General features: G+C 56.9%; 14 protein-coding genes and 4 pseudogenes. 6 read left to right on the forward strand and 12 right to left on the reverse strand.

Features of this window, described 5'->3' with window-relative positions:
• Nucleotides 1–26: 26 nt before the first annotated feature.
• The 7 genes and pseudogenes from ACTG2B_RS04955 to queF form a co-directional block, all read right to left on the reverse strand.
• Nucleotides 27–485: a hypothetical protein gene (locus ACTG2B_RS04955; protein ID WP_005349721.1), complete on the reverse strand. Its 459-nt coding sequence runs from the start codon at nt 483–485 to the stop codon at nt 27–29.
• 117 nt (nt 486–602) lie between these two features.
• Nucleotides 603–1,606, reverse strand: a pseudogene (locus tag ACTG2B_RS04960) (isocitrate dehydrogenase).
• A gap of 159 nt (nt 1,607–1,765) precedes the next feature.
• Nucleotides 1,766–2,566, reverse strand: a complete 801-nt coding sequence (gene xni / locus ACTG2B_RS04965; protein WP_157161256.1) for a flap endonuclease Xni — start codon at nt 2,564–2,566, stop codon at nt 1,766–1,768.
• A gap of 135 nt (nt 2,567–2,701) precedes the next feature.
• Nucleotides 2,702–4,056: pseudogene (ppnN, locus tag ACTG2B_RS04970) on the reverse strand (nucleotide 5'-monophosphate nucleosidase PpnN).
• A 148-nt stretch (nt 4,057–4,204) separates the two neighbouring features.
• Nucleotides 4,205–5,820: pseudogene (locus ACTG2B_RS04975) on the reverse strand (diguanylate cyclase).
• Between the two features lie 83 nt (nt 5,821–5,903).
• Nucleotides 5,904–8,186, reverse strand: a complete 2,283-nt coding sequence (locus ACTG2B_RS04980) for a tetratricopeptide repeat protein (RefSeq protein ID WP_439995283.1) — start codon at nt 8,184–8,186, stop codon at nt 5,904–5,906.
• 209 nt (nt 8,187–8,395) lie between these two features.
• A complete protein-coding gene (gene queF, locus ACTG2B_RS04985; protein ID WP_439995284.1) occupies nt 8,396–9,244 on the reverse strand; it encodes an NADPH-dependent 7-cyano-7-deazaguanine reductase QueF in 849 nt (282 codons plus the stop codon).
• Between the two features lie 204 nt (nt 9,245–9,448).
• On the opposite strand from queF, the gene syd reads away from it, so the two are divergent.
• Nucleotides 9,449–9,997 (forward strand): SecY-interacting protein, encoded by a 549-nt coding sequence (gene syd, locus ACTG2B_RS04990; RefSeq protein WP_158110989.1) that lies wholly within the window; start codon nt 9,449–9,451, stop codon nt 9,995–9,997.
• Between the two features lie 92 nt (nt 9,998–10,089).
• Here the strand turns inward: syd and ACTG2B_RS04995 are convergent.
• The 5 genes and pseudogenes from ACTG2B_RS04995 to ACTG2B_RS05015 all read right to left on the reverse strand — a co-directional run bounded on the left by ACTG2B_RS04995 (nt 10,090) and on the right by ACTG2B_RS05015 (nt 13,020).
• A pseudogene (locus tag ACTG2B_RS04995) lies at nt 10,090–10,873 on the reverse strand (Zn-ribbon-containing protein).
• A 3-nt stretch (nt 10,874–10,876) separates the two neighbouring features.
• On the reverse strand, nt 10,877–11,173 hold the full coding sequence (locus ACTG2B_RS05000) for a DNA-binding protein (RefSeq protein WP_042081118.1): 297 nt from the start codon (nt 11,171–11,173) through the stop codon (nt 10,877–10,879).
• An 84-nt stretch (nt 11,174–11,257) separates the two neighbouring features.
• Nucleotides 11,258–11,494, reverse strand: a complete 237-nt coding sequence (locus ACTG2B_RS05005) for a DUF2789 family protein (protein WP_005338602.1) — start codon at nt 11,492–11,494, stop codon at nt 11,258–11,260.
• Nucleotides 11,495–11,568: 74 nt separating this feature from the next.
• Nucleotides 11,569–11,868 carry a DUF3301 domain-containing protein gene (locus ACTG2B_RS05010; RefSeq protein ID WP_042081115.1) on the reverse strand — a complete coding sequence of 100 codons (300 nt, stop codon included), beginning with the start codon at nt 11,866–11,868 and terminating at the stop codon, nt 11,569–11,571.
• A 111-nt stretch (nt 11,869–11,979) separates the two neighbouring features.
• Nucleotides 11,980–13,020, reverse strand: coding sequence for a DUF3549 family protein (locus ACTG2B_RS05015; protein ID WP_103251461.1), 1,041 nt, complete (start codon nt 13,018–13,020; stop codon nt 11,980–11,982).
• Between the two features lie 276 nt (nt 13,021–13,296).
• Between ACTG2B_RS05015 and ACTG2B_RS05020 the strand changes: the two genes are divergently transcribed.
• The 5 genes from ACTG2B_RS05020 to ACTG2B_RS05040 all read left to right on the forward strand — a co-directional run bounded on the left by ACTG2B_RS05020 (nt 13,297) and on the right by ACTG2B_RS05040 (nt 17,858).
• A complete protein-coding gene (locus ACTG2B_RS05020) occupies nt 13,297–13,632 on the forward strand; it encodes a YqcC family protein (protein ID WP_005338596.1) in 336 nt (111 codons plus the stop codon).
• Nucleotides 13,629–14,402, forward strand: coding sequence for a tRNA pseudouridine(65) synthase TruC (gene truC / locus ACTG2B_RS05025; protein ID WP_019445213.1), 774 nt, complete (start codon nt 13,629–13,631; stop codon nt 14,400–14,402). Before ACTG2B_RS05020 ends, truC begins: the two co-directional genes overlap by 4 nt.
• 90 nt (nt 14,403–14,492) lie before the next feature.
• Nucleotides 14,493–14,933: a flavodoxin gene (locus ACTG2B_RS05030; RefSeq protein WP_439995285.1), complete on the forward strand. Its 441-nt coding sequence runs from the start codon at nt 14,493–14,495 to the stop codon at nt 14,931–14,933.
• Between the two features lie 542 nt (nt 14,934–15,475).
• Nucleotides 15,476–16,795: a maltoporin gene (locus ACTG2B_RS05035; protein ID WP_439995286.1), complete on the forward strand. Its 1,320-nt coding sequence runs from the start codon at nt 15,476–15,478 to the stop codon at nt 16,793–16,795.
• Nucleotides 16,796–16,886: 91 nt separating this feature from the next.
• Nucleotides 16,887–17,858 (forward strand): MalM family protein, encoded by a 972-nt coding sequence (locus tag ACTG2B_RS05040; RefSeq protein WP_040066577.1) that lies wholly within the window; start codon nt 16,887–16,889, stop codon nt 17,856–17,858.
• Nucleotides 17,859–18,218 lie beyond the last annotated feature (360 nt).

Below are 18,218 nucleotides of genomic sequence, written 5' to 3' on the forward strand. Positions count from 1 at the left end.
TTTTGCTATTCGGCTGCCGGAAAATATCAGAAACGGTAATCGAGGCGCAGGGAGGATTCGTCGTCGGTCACCTTGATCTCTATCTGCAGCGGGATGGTTTTGTCGACCGGATTGAATTGCATCTTTATCCCGTCTCCTCTCAGCCTGAGGGCGGTGTTCATTCCGCCAGCCTTGAACTTGACCTTGGGTCTGAAGCGTTCAACCGACAGACTGACGCTCTTTTCCGGGGTCAGATTGAGCTGCGGGTAGGAGGTGATCTTTTGATTACCAAAGTTGTCGGTGGAGACTTCAATACCAAACGACAGGGGTTTGGGTGCCTTGAGCAGGTCGTTGGTATTCAGGCTCGAGCGCCATACCTCGGTGGCAGTCCGTTTTTCCTGCTGTGGCAGTTTGGCGGTTTGGGTCTGTTGATCCTGCTCGAAAGCACTGGCAGTACCACACACCAGCATCAGGCCCGACACCAGATAGCACCCGTATCCCTTCATGAAAAACACTCCCTGTTCTTTTTCTCTATTGAACATAGTTGCTGTTTGGGGAGTGGCAAAGGATTCGGAAACATAAAAAAGGGAACCGAAGCTCCCTTTTAAAATCAATGAATTAACTCACAGGCGATCGATGATGGCCTGGGTGAATTCGCTGGTGGAAGCCGTGCCCCCCAGATCGCGGGTGACCCACCGGATTCGATGGTGGCTCGTACCGCCTCGCGGATCCGCTCTGCTTTATCCTGCATGCCGAGGTACTCCAGCATCTGAATGGAGGCAAGGATCACCGAGGTCGGGTTGGCAATGTTCTTGCCTGCAATGTCAGGGGCAGAGCCGTGGACCGCTTCGAAGATGGCCGCACCATCGCCGATGTTGGCGCCAGGCGCCATGCCAAGGCCGCCGACCAGACCGGCGCAAAGATCCGAGAGGATGTCGCCGAACAGGTTGGTGGTGACCATGACATCGAAACGCTCCGGGTACATCACTAGGTTCATGCAGGCGGCATCGACGATCATCTCTTCGCTCTGGATATCCGGGTAGTGGCTGGCGATTTCACGGGCCACTTCGAGGAACAGGCCGGAGGTTGACTTGAGGATGTTCGCCTTGTGGATGATGGTGACCTTCTTGCGCCCTTCCTGACGAGCCAGCTCGAAGGCAAACTTGACGATGCGCTCGGCCCCTTCACGGGTGATGATGCTCATCGCCTCGGCACTCTTGTTGTCATCACTGCGCTTCTGACCTGCACCCGAGTACATCCCTTCGGTGTTTTCACGCACTGTGATGATGTCGATGTTGTCGTAACGGCTTCTGGTGCCCTTGAAGGAGATGACCGGACGCACGTTGGCGTAGAGGTTGAACTTCTTGCGCAGGGAGACGTTGATGGAGGTAAAACCGCCGCCGACCGGCGTGGTCAATGGCCCTTTCAGGCTCACCTTGTTCTTCTCAATCAGATCCAGGGTAGCCTGGGGCAGCAACTCGCCATGCTTCTCGAGGGCAACCAGACCCGCATCAGCGTATTCGTACTCAAAGTCACAGCCCGCATGGGTCAGGATCTGGATGGCTGATTCAATGATGCTGGGGCCGATGCCGTCGCCGGGGATCACGGTAATTTTTCTTTTGGACATGAGAGGGTTCCACTTCCAGGGTATAGGGGAGGATGGGGCTGCTTTATAGCATTTACTCAGCAAACCAACCACATTCCTTTACATTCTACTCACTTTTATCAACAGCGAGGGTGAGTCTCGTCATGGTTCACGCCCTTGCCTGCATTTTTGTTCGGCACTTTAGTCTGGCTGGGGCGGGTAGCGGATGTCCCGCAGGTTGAATCCCAGCGGAATATCCTGCTGCAAGCGCACCAGCCGCTGGGCCAGCAGGGCCTCATCCTGATGTTGGCGCAGTTTGATCAGGGGCTTGGCGGCATCCTCTTGCTGGCAGGCTTCGAGCATGGCTGCCAGATTGCCATATTGCTGCAACAGCTGGGTGGCGGTCTTGGGGCCGATCCCCGGAACCCCCTTGATATTGGAACCGCTGATACCGGTCAGGGCCCAGAAGTCGACCAGCTGAGCAGGGGCTACCCCATATTGCTGCTGGACGAAGGCGGCATCCAGCCAGCGTTTGTTGAAGTAGTCGCGCACCCGGATCTGCTGGCAGATCAGTTGGCAGAAGCCCTTGTCGGTGGAGATGATGGTCGCCTGATGGCCGTGGCTGGCGATGCCGCTGGCGAGGGTGGCGATAAGGTCATCCGCTTCATCTGTCTCGGAGAGCAGGGCATCGACACCGCACTCCCAAAAGGCGTCCTGCAGGGTCGCCAGCCCTTCACGCAGTTCGGGGGGCATGGGAGTTCGCCCCTCCTTGTAGGCCGGATAGACCTCTTTGCGCCAGCTATGCACCTCGCCATCAAACACGGCAATGACATGGGTCGGCTCGCTATTGGCCAGCAGCTTGCGGCAGGTATTGATAAGGTTGGCGCGGGTTGCAACCAGCGCCTGGGCAGGGGTCAGTGCCTGCTGGGCCTGTACCGCGTGCAGACGGCGAATGAGGTTGAGGGCATCGATGATGAGCAGGTGTGGCCGGATAGTTGACATGGGGCACTCTTGGCGGTCGGGACGCCCCATTGTAACAAACCGCTCGCCTTATGGGGGATTGATGGCAGTCGGGAAGGCATAGCGCCAATAAAGAGGGGCGCCGATGCGCCCCTCTGTCGATGATGTATCTGTACCCTAGCGGACGATTTCGTAGCAGGGCACATACTGGCTGCCCGGCAGCTTCATCCGCTGCTGCTTGACGAAGCTCTCCAGCAGCTTGTCCATCAGGTGCATCAGCTCCTTGTCGCCGTGCAGCTTGAAGGGGCCTTTCTTCTCGATGGCGCGAATGCCCCCTTCCTTGACGTTGCCGGCGACGATGCCGGAGAAGGCACGACGCAGGTTGGCGGCCAGCAACTGGGGCGGCTGGTTACGGTGCAGATCCAGACTGGCCATGCTGGCGTGATCCGGCTCGAAGGGGAGTTGGAACTCCGGCTCAATCTTGAGGGACCAGTTGAAGGAGTAGGCATCGCCGACCGATTTGCGGTATTCGCGGATTTTCGGCATCGCCTCTTTCATCACCCGGGCCACTTCCGGCGCATCGCCGACAATGATCCGGTAGAGCTTGGTCGCCGGTTCACCGAGGGTCGCCTTGATGAAGTCGTCGATGGCACGGAAGTAGTCGGCACTCTCTTTCGGGCCGGTCAGGATGATGGGCATCGGCTGCCGCTCGTTAGCCGGATGCATCATGATGCCGAGCAGATAGAGCAGCTCTTCGGCGGTACCGACCCCGCCCGGGAAGATGATGATGCCATGGCCGAGGCGCACGAAGGCTTCCAGCCGTTTCTCGATATCCGGCAGGATCACCAGCTCGTTGACGATGGGGTTGGGCGGTTCGGCCGCGATAATGGAGGGCTCGGTCAGGCCGATGTAGCGCCCGTTGCGTACCCGCTGTTTGGCATGGCCGACGGCGGCCCCCTTCATCGGGCCCTCCATGGCGCCAGGGCCACAGCCGGTACAGATGTTCAGCTCACGCAAGCCCAGTTCGCTGCCCACGGCGCGGGTGTACTGGTATTCGATCTCGTTGATGGAGTGGCCACCCCAGCAGACGATCAGGTTGGGATCGGCGCCGGGCAGGATCACTTTGGCGTTGCGCAGAATGGCGACACCACGTTGGAGATATGAGTGGAGTTGGTCAGATTGACCAAGCGGTTGGACTCGAGCTGATTGGAGACATAGAGAATGTCGCGCAGCACCGAGAAGAGGTGCTCCTGAATGCCGCGAATGATCTCGCCATCGACAAAGGCGTGCTCGGGGGCATTGAACAGTTCCAGCTTGACCCCGCGCTCGCGCCGGATCACATGAATATCGAACGATTTGAAGCGCTCCAGGATCTCCTTGGAGCTGTCGGTATGGCTACCGGAATTGAGCACTGCCAGCGAGCAGTTGCGAAACAGTTGATAGATATCGCTGGAGGCAGTCTGCTTGAGGCGATCCACCTCAAGCTGTGACAGCAAATCCATGCTGCCGACGGGATTGATGTGCGTAATCATAGGTTCCCCTTTACTCACTTGTTATCGTTGTGTTTTTCCCTGGGGAGAAAAGGGGACGCTATGTTGCATCCCCTGAGATCGATAGTAGTGGTAACAGAGGGTGGAGGGAAATAGGGCGACGACTGTTCGCTGTTTTTTTAGCCGCTTGTCAGGCCAGTGTCACTTGATCCCGACCGGTGTGCTTGGAGTGGTAGAGCGCCTTGTCCGCCCGTTCAAACACATCTGACGGGTTGTCCCCATCCTTGAACAGGGTTGCACCGATGGAGATGGTGATCTCCACCTTGGCATCGCGAAAACGGAACGGGATGCTCTTGATGGTCTGGCGCAGGGTCTCTAGCGGCTTCTGGAACTTGTCCGGGTTGATGTTGGGCAACAACACCACGAACTCTTCCCCACCAAAACGGGCGATGAAGTCGGTGTCACGCAGCGCGCTCTGCAGCGCTTTGGCGACCACTTTCAGTGCCTTGTCACCCGCCATATGGCCGTAGTTGTCATTGATATTCTTGAAGTGATCGATGTCGATGATCGCCATGCAGAGCGGAGTGCGGTAACGAAGCCAACGTTTGTACTCCTGCTCCAGCCGTTCATCGAGGGCGGCCCGGTTGTGTACCTGGTCAGGCTGTCGAGGAACAGCTTGTGTTTTTGAATGGTCAGCCGCTTCTTGTACTCGGCGGTCTCCTCTTTCATCAAGCGCAGCTTGGACTCCATGGTGGAGAGGCGGGTGAGCAGGTGACGCTCCCGCGCCGCCGTACTGTCACGCTCCTGCAGCAGCAGGTTGATGGCGCCCATATGGCCGGAGATGGCGCGCTTGAGCGCATCGATGGAGTTATGGCTGGCCAGGGAGTGATCGATCGCCTGCAACTCGTTGACCAGCGCCTCGCGGGTCTCGCGGGTTTCGTTTTGCAGCGCACGCCCCTCATCGAGGGATTCGGTAAACCCGACATGTACCGCGGAGAGGCTCTCGTTGAGGGAGCTGAGGAAGGCGCGGGAGGCTTTGCGCTCCTCACGGGTGCCTTCGATGATGAGCTCGATCACCTGCAGGCAGGTTTCCGCCAGCAGGGCAGGGTTGATCCCGATCAGCAGTTGGCGGCGAATATCGCTCAGGCTCTCGCCGATGGCGCCGGCAAAGTCGAGTTCGGTGATAAGCCGCTGCAGCTCATCGGCGATGCGAGCGTGATCCTTGAGATCAAACGGGTCGACATCAGGCTGGCCATCGTTGCTGGCAGTATCGCTTTCTTGTTGAGTTGCACCTGACGGTGCCAACAGGGGTTGGCTTGGCAGCAGCTGGATCTTGATCGCCTGCTGGTAGAACTCCAGCAGCTTGATCACCTTCTTTTGGTGATCGGCAATGCCGTAACCGGCGGGACTTGCCAGAAATTCCTTGAGGGACTTGCGGGTCTCTTCCGGGAAGCCCTTGATGTTTTTCAGCTGTTTGGAACCAAGTTCAATAGCGGTCTGGGTCAGGGTGATCGACTCTTCCAGCGCATTGCTGTGCTGCTGCAGCAGTTTTTCAATGGCCAGCAGATCCTCGTCTAGCGCGGTAAATGCGGGATTGTTATCCAGTTTCTGCTTGAGCTTGGCGAAGCGATTGTCCAGCTCGCGGTCGAAGCCACGGCAGGAGAGCATCAACTTGTTGATAAACTGGATACCACGGGCACGCTCTGCATCGGAAAACGACAGTACGCCGTCGAGTTCCAGCTGTTTCTGCTGAAGGGATTCCCTGAGTCTTGCCAATTGTCCTGCTACGGCAGCGATGTCATTCATTATCAGGTCGCCCTGTTGTCATTATTGTTTTTGGTGTTGGATAGCAACAGTGGTCGAACCTGGTTTCGATCCTCGCCTGTTATCTACATTATTTCCTGGTGGTTATCGGCTGCCGGCTTCCTTGCAAGGCTGGGCCAATTAACCCATTGCTTTTCATGAGAAGAATTGACTTTTACCAGTCCCTTGTCAATTGCCATCAGGCCGCATTGCCACACATCTCCATTAAAAAATGCCGCTTGTTGGCAATCGATCGCCGCGAGCTCCAACCAGGCGTTTTGCTGGCATTTTTCACTGAGCTGAATGGCTCCCGACAGGGCGAGATAACAGAGGTCAAACAGGCCATTGTGATCGAGCGCGGTCGCCGCTTTCGGCAGGAAGGGGTGACTGACAATCCCGAGGCTGATCTGGCGATCCAGCGGATAGTTGCAAGGGAAGGCGGCGATGGCGGTCAGCAGGTCTCCCGCCAGTTGATGCAGGTTGGTGACGTGACGCTGTGGCACCACATAGAGCATGTGTCCTTCACGCAAGTCATAGATACGGCCATCTTGCGGGGTTAGGGTGTCCATATAGGCACCGAAGGCCTGCTCGATTTCTCTGCTGGCCTGATAGCCGTGGCGCTCCAGCGTATTGACCAGGAAGGGTACCCGGAACAGCAGATAGTGCAGCTTGTCATCGAACTCGCTGGAGGGTTGTTCGCTGAGGTACCAGCGATCCGATTTCAGCTGGCGCTTTGCCATCTCCCGGGGCCAGCGGTTCATCAGTCGCTGCCAGTTGGCCAGCCCCGAGCGTGGCTCGATCAGCAGGGCCTCATTGGTCCGTTTCAGTTGCAGGCGGGCAGTACGCAGCTTGAGCCAGAGGGTGAAGAAGAGGTAGATAAAGAGCGCCAGCAGCAGGCTGGTGGTGATGCTCGACCAGAGATAGCGCTCCTGCTGATGCTGGCTGTTGTTAAGTCGCTGCTCCAGCTCCTTGATATGTTGCACCCGCTCGACCTGGACATAGTTGTCACGGATCGCCGCCTGCTCCATGGCCTGCTCCTGCTGGCGCACCTCCTCGCCAAGACGGTGGAAGCGCTTGTAGCTGTCGAGGGCCTGACGCAGATACCCCTTCTGCTCGTAGGCAAGCGACAACAGGCGGAATACCTCGTACTGACGGCGGGTATCGCCGAGCTGATTGGCCAGTGCGCGGGCGTTCTCCAACTGCAGGATGGCGATGGCGGCCTCCTGCTTCTTCAGATAAAGCTCGCCGAGCAGCAGCAGGGTATCGATCAGCGGCTCTTTGGCATCGCTCAGTTCGTGAGACTGACGGGCCGCATTGAGGTAGTTGCTGGCCAGCGAGAGGTTGCCGCTTTGCAGGTAGGTTTTGCCAATTTCGTATTTGAGCAGGGAGGCTTGTGGTCGGTTGCTCCCCTCATCGAGCAGATCCAGCGCATTGAAGAAGTAGACCAGCGCCATATTGAGGTCGCCCTGCTCGCGATTGAGCCGCGCCAGCACCATCAGGGAGTCACACAGCAGGGAGGGGTTGCCGATGGAGTGGAAGTAGTTAGCCGCCTCATTGGCATACTGCAGCGCTTTCTGGGGCTCCTGCTCCTGCTGGTAGAGTTTGACTATCTGGTTCGACAGCAGGCCGAGGAAGAGCGGGTCGTTGAGGCTTTTGGCCTGTTGCTGGGCATCGATATATTCCCCCAGTGCCAGCTGTGGCTGCTGCAGCGCGCGATAGAGGTCGCCGCTGATGGCGCTGACCCAGGCACTGGCGAGGGGATTGGGGGTCTTGGCGGCCCAGATCCGCGCATCTGCCAAGTGGGCCTTGGCATCATCGAAGTGCTGGTTCTCGATGTCGTAGCTGGTGCGTTGCAGGCGGCCATAAATCTGCAACTGGCTCTGCTTGAGAGTGGGGACGGCCAGCTGTTCGTCCAGTTGTTCCATCAGGGCACGGCTGGTGCTCTGGTTATCCGGTTTGAGGGCCTGACTGCGGATCTTGAGATAGAGGCCGTGGGCCTTGAGTTCCGGTTGTCGCTCTTTGTCTGCCAGCGCCATCGCCTTGTCGAGCGCTTGCTGGGTGGCCTGATATTGGCCCAGTTGCAGCAGACACTCCCCTTTGAGCAGATGGGCGCTTATAGTCTGGGCCGCCGTGCTGTAACTCAGGATGGGCTCGCGATAACCGAACTCCTGGCGATTGCTGATGATTTGCTGGGGATTATTGGCTGCGCGCGTCAGGAAGGCGGTGGTGATCTGGACGCATCTGGCAGGATCGGTCAGTACCATCGATTGCGCTTGTTGCAGATCGATAGAGAGTTGCTCCTTGTCCAGATCCAGATTCGGAGCTGACAGGGAGGACATCATCATGGCCAGAAAAAACAGTTGATTCATTGGATTAAGGACGGCGCAGAGGTGTTGGCATGTTATCCAAGCCCCCCCCTGCGAGTCCAGCGTTTACTGTGGTTTGCTGGTGGCCGGCAAGTGGGTTTCGTCTGGATTTTATTATCCAGCACCCTTATCCCTGCTGCGTAAAGCATCAATTGAAGCCTTTTGCCAGTCATGGAGGGCAGCGTACCTGCCCTCTCTGTCGCAGCTCGACTTTATTGGCGGATCAGACGCAGGTTGGCGGGCACGGCTTCGAAATCGGAGCGGAACGGGTTGATGTCGAGGCCGCCGCGGCGGGTATAGCGGGCATAGACGGTCAACTGCTCAGGCTGGCAATAGTGCTTGAGGTCGATAAAGATCCGCTCGATGCACTGCTCGTGGAACTCGTTGTGCTGGCGAAACGAGATGAGATAGCGCAGCAGCTTCTCCCGATCGAGTTTCGGCCCCTTGTAGCGGATCACCACAGAGCCCCAGTCGGGCTGGCTGGTCACCAGACAGTTGGATTTGAGCAGGTGGCTGTGCAGGGTCTCTTCTACCTGATCGCTACCGGCTGCCCCTTGCAGCAGGGACGCATCAAACTCGTAATTGTCTACCTCGATATCCTGCTCATCGATGCACTCGCCGGGCAGCAGGGCAATCTGGTGCGGCGCCTGAGCAAGGGGGAACAGGGTCACCTTGACGGTCTCGCCCGCACAGGCACTCAGATCCTTGGTCAGCATGGCGGTGACTGCCTCTATAGAGTCGCAACGGGTCTGGTTGAAGGAGTTGAGGTAGAGCTTGAAGGATTTGGATTCGATCAGGTTCGCACTGGTGGCCGGAATGGCCACTTCACCCACCGCCACCATCGGCTTGCCCTTGGCGTTGAGCCAGGAGAGCTCATAGAGGGTCCAGACATCGCAACCGGTGAAGGGCAGGTCATCGCCCAGCTGGAGATCATCCCGGTTCAGGCTACGTGGAACCGGCTGCAGCAAGGAGGGGGTGTACTGGCTGATGTAATCGGATTGCTGGCCCAGGCTCAGGCCGGTCAGGGCGCTGGCCCCGGCGTATCTATCTTGTTTGCTCACAGGGTTGCTCACGTAATGTGCTCATGATGAGTGGAATGAAACGGGCCATTGCAGGGCCGGATGGTTGCAGCCGCTTGGCTTGGGCGTTGGCCTCTCTGTATCCCGGGTTCTGTTTCTCGGGTCACTAGGTCGGCTGGCAACCTTGTCTGTTACCGGGTTTGGTGGTGCAATAGCGGACTTTGCCAGCAATTGTGGGGATTTTCGATGTCGGATCAAGTTTTGTCTGCCCTGGAGCACTTTTTTGCCCGCTGGCAACGGGATGGCGAGGCCAGACGAGGCCTGCCCCTGTGCGAGTGGGAGGCGGACTGGCGTTCCCCCTGCCAGCTTGGTGAGCCCGCCGATGGTCGGGTGGCCTGGCGTCCTCACCATCGCTCCGAACCCGCCGATTTTACGGCTATGGCCGATGCTCTTGAGCTGACGATTCATCCCAGCGCCATCGCCCTGTTCGGGCACTGGTTCAGCCGCCCCATCCCCTGCCTTTTCAAGGGGCTGCGCCTTGAACTGATCCTGCCGTGGAACGAGGCGGATCTCGATCTGCTCAAGGAGAACCTCATTGGCCATCTGCTGATGTTGCGCAAGCTAAAACGAACCCCCTCCATCTTCATTGCCACCACCCGCAACGAGATGACGCTCATCTCCCTTGATAACGAGAGTGGTCAGGTGTGGCTGGAGTGGCTCGATTCTGGTCGCCGTCTGACGTTGGCGCCCTCCTTGCCAGCGTTTTTGGAACGGCTGGAGACGTTACCGCAATAGCACCTGTTCGAGCCAAGGTTACTCATCGGAGCGAAAAGAGCCTTGCCATGCGGCAAGGCTCTTTTTTATGGCATCGTGTACAGGGAACGCGCTTAATCCTTGAAATCCCAGGAGAGGTTGGAGACCAGACGGCAGCTGTCGCACTTGAAGTCGAAGATCTCGTGCAGTGGCTGCCAGCGCCCACTCACCGCCACAGCTGGGGCAGGGGCGCGCCTTCTCCTCGGCAGCGCTCAGCCCGCCCACCCGATAGAGGTAGTAGTAGGTGGGGATGCCGCTCAGCACTTCCAGCCGCTTGGCCAGATCGGTGCCGCGCCGGTAGAGGCGGCTGCCCACTTCGCCGATTTCGTGCAGCGCCGCATGTTCGGCGATGGAGCCGTTCATCTGTAACTGATCACACGCCTCCCAATCCTCCTGCCACTTGATGATCTGTTTCTGATCGCCGTTGGCGACCGCGGGCAGTTGGTAGAGCGGAATGGGGGCGAAGTGGTCGCCACAGCGCAGCGGCGAGCAGGTATGCAGGAAGCTGGTGTAGAGCATCATCCAGCTCGGCCGCTCGCCCTGCTGGCCGCAAGGATCTGTGCTGTCGGAGAGCAGATCAGCCCCCTGCAGCTGGAGTTTGGGCGCCAGCAGCCCGGCCTGATTGAGCTGCTGTTCGGCCAGCTTGACCTGATCGCTCTGGTTGTCGGGGTGCAGGCTATCCTGCTCCGGGCAGACCACCCGACTGACGAAATAGCCGTCATGCATGCTGGTGGGGAACTCCCGCCCGAGGATCTGGCCCTGATAACGCAGCATGTCGAGGTAGTTGACGATGGCCCGCTCGGCGTCGCCAAGGGAGGTATCGCGGTAACACTCAAAGCAGAGTTCGACGATATACATGGTTCAGCCTTGCCCCTGCTGGAGGAGCAGGTCGGTCAGGCGATCCACCTTCTGTTCGATGCGTGCGAGCTGTTCGGCGAGTTGCTGCAGGGTGAGCTCCGGCGCTGGCTGGGGCACGGCCTCTGGCAGGAGCTCGCTCTCGGCGGTCGCGACGGGTTGCTGCTTCCACTGGCTCAGCACTTTCAGCAGCTCGGCCATCGGTACGGGCTGGGTAAGGCGGGCCTTGATCATGGCGGTGGTGGGTGTCAGGCCCTTGGCGGCCAGCTCGTTGGCAATTCGGATGATCTCGTGGGCGGACATAAGCATGCTCTGGGTGAGAAGGAGGGATCGATATCGGGGCGGGATCTTAACCAAAGCCAGCAGGGGAGGAAAGGGGCGGGCGGCTTAGCGGGGCTGGCGCAACATCACATCGAGCTGGTCGATCGCCTCGCACCAGTCGGAGTCGTTCCACAGGGCATCGCGCAGAAAGCTGGCCTGGGCGGCGTTCCAGAAACCGGCTTCCGGCAGCAGGGTCTCATTGTCGAGGTGATGGTCGTGCACAAAGCGGTGCAGGCTCAGCTCGTCGTTGGCCATCCCGAGCTGGGCAAACAGGGCTGGCAGATCGTGGACAAGGGGTTCCATCTCGTCTCTCCCTTTGTTTAATCCCTGAGATTATAGACAGGCACAGCCACTGGGCGCAGAGACGAGACTGGGGATCAGGCAGAGGGGATGCGATGGGGGGGCAGATCAACGCCCACGACGTGCAGCCCCTGCATCTTGAGGGTGCCGTGATAGTGGCTCTCGCCATCGCTGGAGAATTCAAACTGATAGTGGGTCAGCAGCCGCAGGGGATTGCGGGCCAGCTCCCGCCGATGGCGAGCCAGTGACAGCAGTTGCAGATCATGGTGCTGGCAGTAGCGGCGCATGTATTGCCAGGCCACTTCTGCCTGTTGGCGTTGCAGCCAGAACAGGCCGGCTACGGCAATCAGCAACAAAATTCCGAGCATCTCTCCCATAGGCGGGCTTCCTTATCGTGATGTCGATAACCGGGAGTCCTGCTCGGCACTCCCGATCTCCTTTTCTATTTCCCGCCGTATTGCCTCGTGGCGTGAGGGGGAGGCGAGGGATCAGGCCGAGGCAAACAGACGGCCGATGGCCTTGCCCAGCGCATCGCTGCGGTCGGGGTCACGCAGTCTGGCCAGCATATCATTGCGCAGGGCCGGTAAAGTGACCAACTCGGCAAAAACCTGATTGAAGAACTGGGTCGGTTGCAGTGCCAGTTGTTCCAGATAGTGGCTGAGCAGATTGGCATCTTTCAGATCGGGCCAGAGCCGGCCGGCGATGGCGAGCAGTAGCGCCGGGCTTGGCTGGGTTTGCAGCAGGGTCAGCAGCTTGTTGGTGCGCAAAGTGCTGCCGGGGCAGGAGGCCATGGCGCGGCAGAGGTAGGCCAGGGTCTCCGGGTTGGGGGCGGCGCACTCCTGCTCCTTGCCGATCCGCTCGAGCAGGGCGCCTTGTACTGCTGGCGGCAGCGGTGCGTTTTCAAGGCTCTGGCAGAGGGCATAGAGCGGCTCTTGCGGCAGTTTGGGCAGCGCCTTGCAGATCAGCGCCAGATTGCGCTCATCATGCAGTCGCTCGGCCAGATCGGCAAAGCCCTGCAGCCCCAGCGTCTGCCAACCGGTGTCGTTGGGGGCGGCCAGATAGTGGCAGAGGGCATCGTAATAGGCAGAAGGGGCCTGCTCCAGTTGTCGCGCCAGCTTGGCATGCAGACTGGCCATCTTGGCCTCCGCCGGGCGGAAGGTGTAGGGATTGTCGGCCAAGCGCTGGGCTTTCTCTTCATCCAGATCGCCGGTGAGCTTGTAGCCCAGGGTCTCCACCACCTGATCCATGAACAGCTTGGGGCCATTTGACATCAGCAGGCCGCGCTCATCGAGGGCAAACTTGAGGAACCAGAGGTAGTGGCGAGACTCGCTCGGCTGGAAGAAGTGCACACCCAGCCAAGCGTGCTGTTGCAGCGGCCAGGGATAGGGCTCTTGCTGCTGTTCGATGCGCACAAAAGTATCGCTTGCCAGTGGCCGCACCTGGCGGCCCATGTCAAACAGCTGGAACTGGGTGCCAGCCTGAGTCAGAAATTCGGTCAAGGTATTGATGGCAGTAGGCGTCGCAGACATGGTGAGATCCGGCTAATGGTGATGCGGGCCGATTATAAGGCCCTTGCCGAGGATAGCCAGTGGCAGCAGACGCGCGTTGCGGCAGATATCAACATGGCAGCCATGCGGGGGGAGGTGTATAGTATCGCCCTTTTTTAACGGCGGCAGGCCGCGCTGGCTGCCGTGTATGTCGATGACCCGGCTGAACCGCCGGTGCTGTGCGACCGAATTTATTTGCATCCTGGCTGACCCTGTCGGGTCGGCGGATCAATCTGTGGTTATGAGGAAGAGAGCGAGATGAATCAATATTTGCTGGTAGCTGGCCTGTTGGGGGAACTCACCGCCGAGTTGCAGCGCCTTGAGCGCTGGCAAGCTGACCATCCCGGTGACGAAGCCCTGGCAAGCACCCTGCCTTTTTGTGTCGATACCCTGAGCTTTGATCAGTGGCTGCAGTTCGTGCTGATCCCGCGCATGGAGCAGTTGGTGATGTTGCAGGCGCCGTTGCCGACCAGCGTCTCCCTCTATCCCATGGCCAGCGAAGTCTACAAAGAGGATCTGGCCGAGGCAGAAGCGCTGCTGCGCCTGATCGCCCGCTTCGATCTGCTGCTTTCCGGCAAAGTGATCGAACAATGATGCCTGCGCAAACTCGAGAAGAGAGTGACCTGAAGCTGACTCTGCTCTATCAGGATGAGTGGCTGGTGGCGGTCAACAAGCCGTCCGGTCTGCTGGTGCATCGCAGTTGGCTCGACAAGGGCGAGACCCGTTTTGCCATGCAGATGACCCGGGATCTCATCGGCGGTCGCCATGTCTATCCGGTGCATCGCCTCGATCGGCCCACCTCAGGCGTGCTGCTGTTTGCGCTCGATCCGGTGATTGCCCGCGCGCTGACCGAAGCCTTTACCCAGCGTCAGGTGCACAAGGAGTATCTGGCATTGGTGCGCGGTTGGGCACCCGAGCAGGGGGTGATCGACTATCCCCTCAAGGAGCAGCTGGACAAGATTGCCGATGCCATGAGCAACCCGGATCGCCCGGCGCAAGATGCCGTCACCACCTTCCGGCGCTTGCATCAGGTCGAGCTGCCCCACGCGGTCTCCAAGAAGCACCCCACCAGTCGCTACAGTCTGGTCAGATTGTTCCCGAAGACCGGCCGCAAGCATCAGCTTCGTCGCCATATGGATCACCTGTTCCACCCCATCGTCGGGGATACCACCCACGGGGATGGCCGCCACAACCGTTTCTTTCGCGAGCACTTTGGCTGCGAACGGCTGCTGCTGGTGGCCCGCACCCTGAGCTTTACCCATCCTGTGCTCAAGGTGCCGATGCGGATCCAGGCGCCACTCGGTCAAGATGTGCTGCGCCTGTTTGCCGAGCTGGGCTGGCCCGCCAGCGAGAGCGACTACTAAGCGCCTGATCCTCAGCCTTGAACCGGTGGCATCTGACGCCAGCTTGCTGATAGAGTTGTTCAAAAGAGTGACTCAAGCAGGGAGAGGAGAATGGCGCAGATCGATATCGTGGTAGGAACTGTCTATGGCGCAGCCATGCTGGTGGCCGAGACCTTGGCAGATGAGCTGGAACGCAAGGGGCATCACTGTTCTCTGCACGAAGAAGCACGGCTGGCGGACATAGACCCCGGCCGTTTTTTATTGCTGGTCAGTGCCACTACAGGACAGGGGGACATTCCTCCCAATCTGCAGCCCTTTGCCAGCGAGCTGGCTGACAAGGCGCCCTGGCTCAAGGGGCTGCGGTATGCCCTGATTGCCATGGGGGACAGCAGCTATGACCATTTTTGTGGTGCGGGTCGTCGGCTGGACGGATTGTTGCAAGAGCTGGGCGCCACGCGAGTGATTCCCCCGCTGGAGCTGGATGCTACCGTGCACGATGAACCCGAACAGGTGGCACTCACCTGGCTGAGAAAGTGGGATATTCAGCCCTGAATATTCTCTGAAATAGAGCCATATCAATCCCCTGATCCTTAACCGACAGGGGATTGTTATTTGCACAAATGTCATCTCACTCAGCAAGCATATTTCCCACTCTTATTGTCGATAGTGGCGGAGGGATATTTTCCCCTTTTGGCATTCCATCGGCGTAATGGTTTCAAGCGCACCGCAGACCCCTCATCAAAATAAAAGTTCAATCTTGAAAGCGATCTCAGTCATGTTTTTGTCATTCGATCGTAAAATAATGACTTTGGTTCAGTCGCGAATTAATTGCTGGTAACGCTTTCAAGTTTGGTGCGATTGCTTTTTTTGCGATTTTATTGGTTAGCTATTGCCTTGTTGGCCGTTTTTTTGCTGACAGGTGTTGTGACGATCCTTTGCCGAGCGATTTGTCGCCATTTTGTGAGTCGCTTCATATTTGTCGTGAAATACGCTCCCTATAATCAACCTCGGTTATCACCAACAGGATTACATGGTGATAAGAAGTTGAATATTCAGGATCACACTCCTCACTGCGGGAAATAAGGAATATGACAATGAAAATGAAGTGGCTCCCGATTGCAGCAGCTGTTACTGCCGCCCTGGCTTCCCAAGCCGCCTTTGCCGTAGATTTCCACGGTTACTTCCGTTCCGGCGTCGGTGTTTCCAAAGATGGAGACATGCAGACAGTTATTAAAAAGACCAAAGTTGGCCGTTTAGGTCACGAAGATGATACCTACGGTGAAGTACAGCTTGGTCAGGAAGTATTCAATAAGGATGGCAAGACTTTCTATGTCGACTCCATGTTTGCCATGACTTCTAATGGCTCTAACGATTGGGAGTCTACAGAATCTCGCTTTCAGTGTGCTGACACCAATGGTGTGCTGAAAAAGTGTGACAACAAAGAAGATGCAACCTTCGCTCTTCGCCAGTTCAACGTACAAGCTAAAGGCTTGCTGAATTTTGCACCCGAAGCCACTTTGTGGGCAGGTAAGCGCTACTACCAGCGTCATGATATCCATCTTTCGGACTTCTATTACTGGAATATCTCAGGTGCTGGTGCTGGTATCGAAGGTGTTCAGGCTGGTCCTGGTAAAGTCTCCTTTGCATGGATTCGTAATGACCGTAGTGGTACAGATGATGGCTGGACCTACAATGATGAGCTGAATGTTAATACCCTCGACCTGCGTTATGCTGGTATTCCGATGTGGCAAGACGCCTCTTTGGAAGTCGGTGTTGACTATGCGATTGCTAACCCAACTGACGCTCAGAAAAGCTCAAGTAATGCGCAGTATAAAAATGCCAAAGATGGCGTAATGTTGACAGCTGAACTTACTGCTGGCGTGCTGGGTGGTTTTAACAAATCCGTTGTGCAGTATGGTACTGAAGGCTATTCCAAAGTCTTTGCTTTCTGGGGTGATGGCTCTTGGTACGGCGCTGAAGCCAAAGATGGTGCTGATGGTTTCCGCATCATTAACCATGGTGTTGTCCCAATGGGCAACTCTTGGGAGATGGGTCACCAGTTGGTCTATGGTGTAGGCAACGAAATGTGGAATGGCAACGACAAGTGGGAAACTATGTCTGCCGTTGTGCGCCCGATGTACAAATGGGATGATTTTAACAAGACCGTGTTCGAGGGGGGTTACTTTAAGGACATGAACAAGTCTACCAATGGTTCTTCGTTGGAAGATTCTGGTTATAAGTTGACCTTGGCCCAGACTTGGTCTGCAGGTGCCAGCTGGTGGGCTCGTCCTGAAATCCGGGTTTTTGCTTCTTATGTCGGTTTTGATAAAAATGACATGGCTAAGACTCCTTTTGACAGCAATACATCAAAAGACACAGTGAACTTTGGTGTTCAAGCTGAGGCTTGGTGGTAAGCAAAAGTTTAAGTTAAGTTAGTGACTGCCCCCATATGGGGGCAGTTTTGTTTCGCCGAGTATGGTAATCGGGTTAGGGAGATAAGGAAGAATGAAACTGGTAAAGATGTCTATCACAGCCGTGATTACTGCTCTGTTGTCTGGTTGTTCCGGTAGCATGGTTGTACCCGTGCAGGAGCATGCGTCTATCCTGAGTAATGCTGAACAGGCTAAGCTGGCGCTCGGCCAGACAACTAGCTGCTGTACTGCTTTCAGTGATTTCAATTATGCGGTATTGCCGGAGGGGGAGACTTTACTGGCTCTGGATAGCACAAAGCCCACTTTTCAGTTTGATGATGGTATGAGCTACTTTGCGGCTTATCGCCTGCCAACCAACACCGGCAATCTGGCCATTAGCATTGCATCTCAGGTCAGCAAGACGGTGATGGTGCCCAAGGTCATTATGCTGGATGCCGAGTTCAAGGTGACTCGAGTCCTGGGTGAGTCAGTATTCAGCTATCAGCCTGCTCACTTGCTCGATAATGACCGTATCGAAGGACGTGTTTTTGTTGACCGCAGCATGCCTGGCAACCCGGCCAGCGAAACATACATGATCGTCTATGCGCCAGCGGACCAACTCTCTGGCAGTACGACTATTTTGCATCCAGCCAAGGCCTTCGCGAAAGCAAATGGAACTGTAGAGCCTGATATCAAGGATCCGGTGATCCCGCACTCTCCTTGGGGTTTGGTGCAGATCAAAGTCAAAGATATGGCCCGTGGAAGTGGTCTTGAAGCGGTATTCAAACCCGAATATGCCGACAAGGTGGCCATGAGCCAGGGTCAGCAGGCTGCAGCGATAGCGACTACCGCAGCCGTTACCACAACTGCAACAGCTGTGGTCGCAGCCAAACCTGCTCCTGCCATGCTGAGTGAAACAGAAGCCTTCTACCAGAGCCAGATCGAAAAAGCGGTCAAGGCGGGGGATATCGACAAGGCGATGAAGCTGGTGAACGAGGCCGAGCGGGCCGGTTCAACCAAGGCAAAAAGCGTGTTTATTGATGCGGTCAAGCGCTCGCAAAAATAGAATAATACGCCCCTTTGCTGGTCAGATATATTTATTGAGGCCTCCCTTGTTGGAGGCCTTTTTAATCGGTAGACTGTAATAAATAAAAACCACGCCGTTACATTTAGTTACAATGAGTTGCTGTTTGATGTAAATGGCATTATTAAAATACAAAGTGAAACTGCTATTTATATGTCTTTGTAATAGAGTGATAATGCGGATTATTAACTTATATTAGATGCGTTTTTTAGCCGCTAAACAAGTTGTGATCTTCCCTCCAAATTCAATATTCCCCCGCCTTCGAAAGCAGCAATTTATGACCCGCTGGGTTATATTCTGATGGTCAAAATAAACAAGCCCGACTCGAAGATATCTGAATGA

Origin of the sequence: Aeromonas sp. 30P (assembly GCF_051919805.1) — a bacterium.
GTDB lineage: Bacteria > Pseudomonadota > Gammaproteobacteria > Enterobacterales > Aeromonadaceae > Aeromonas > Aeromonas veronii.

What these genes read in the sequence shown, in the direction of transcription:
- ACTG2B_RS04955 (WP_005349721.1), bottom strand. Translation starts at nt 485, where the DNA reads ATGAAGGGATACGGGTGCTATCTGGTGTCGGGCCTGATGCTGGTGTGT.
- xni (WP_157161256.1), bottom strand. Translation starts at nt 2,566, where the DNA reads ATGTCAACTATCCGGCCACACCTGCTCATCATCGATGCCCTCAACCTC.
- ACTG2B_RS04980 (WP_439995283.1), bottom strand. Translation starts at nt 8,186, where the DNA reads ATGAATCAACTGTTTTTTCTGGCCATGATGATGTCCTCCCTGTCAGCT.
- syd (WP_158110989.1), top strand. Translation starts at nt 9,449, where the DNA reads ATGTCGGATCAAGTTTTGTCTGCCCTGGAGCACTTTTTTGCCCGCTGG.
- ACTG2B_RS05000 (WP_042081118.1), bottom strand. Translation starts at nt 11,173, where the DNA reads ATGTCCGCCCACGAGATCATCCGAATTGCCAACGAGCTGGCCGCCAAG.
- ACTG2B_RS05005 (WP_005338602.1), bottom strand. Translation starts at nt 11,494, where the DNA reads ATGGAACCCCTTGTCCACGATCTGCCAGCCCTGTTTGCCCAGCTCGGG.
- ACTG2B_RS05010 (WP_042081115.1), bottom strand. Translation starts at nt 11,868, where the DNA reads ATGGGAGAGATGCTCGGAATTTTGTTGCTGATTGCCGTAGCCGGCCTG.
- ACTG2B_RS05015 (WP_103251461.1), bottom strand. Translation starts at nt 13,020, where the DNA reads ATGTCTGCGACGCCTACTGCCATCAATACCTTGACCGAATTTCTGACT.
- ACTG2B_RS05020 (WP_005338596.1), top strand. Translation starts at nt 13,297, where the DNA reads ATGAATCAATATTTGCTGGTAGCTGGCCTGTTGGGGGAACTCACCGCC.
- truC (WP_019445213.1), top strand. Translation starts at nt 13,629, where the DNA reads ATGATGCCTGCGCAAACTCGAGAAGAGAGTGACCTGAAGCTGACTCTG.
- ACTG2B_RS05030 (WP_439995285.1), top strand. Translation starts at nt 14,493, where the DNA reads ATGGCGCAGATCGATATCGTGGTAGGAACTGTCTATGGCGCAGCCATG.
- ACTG2B_RS05035 (WP_439995286.1), top strand. Translation starts at nt 15,476, where the DNA reads ATGAAAATGAAGTGGCTCCCGATTGCAGCAGCTGTTACTGCCGCCCTG.
- ACTG2B_RS05040 (WP_040066577.1), top strand. Translation starts at nt 16,887, where the DNA reads ATGAAACTGGTAAAGATGTCTATCACAGCCGTGATTACTGCTCTGTTG.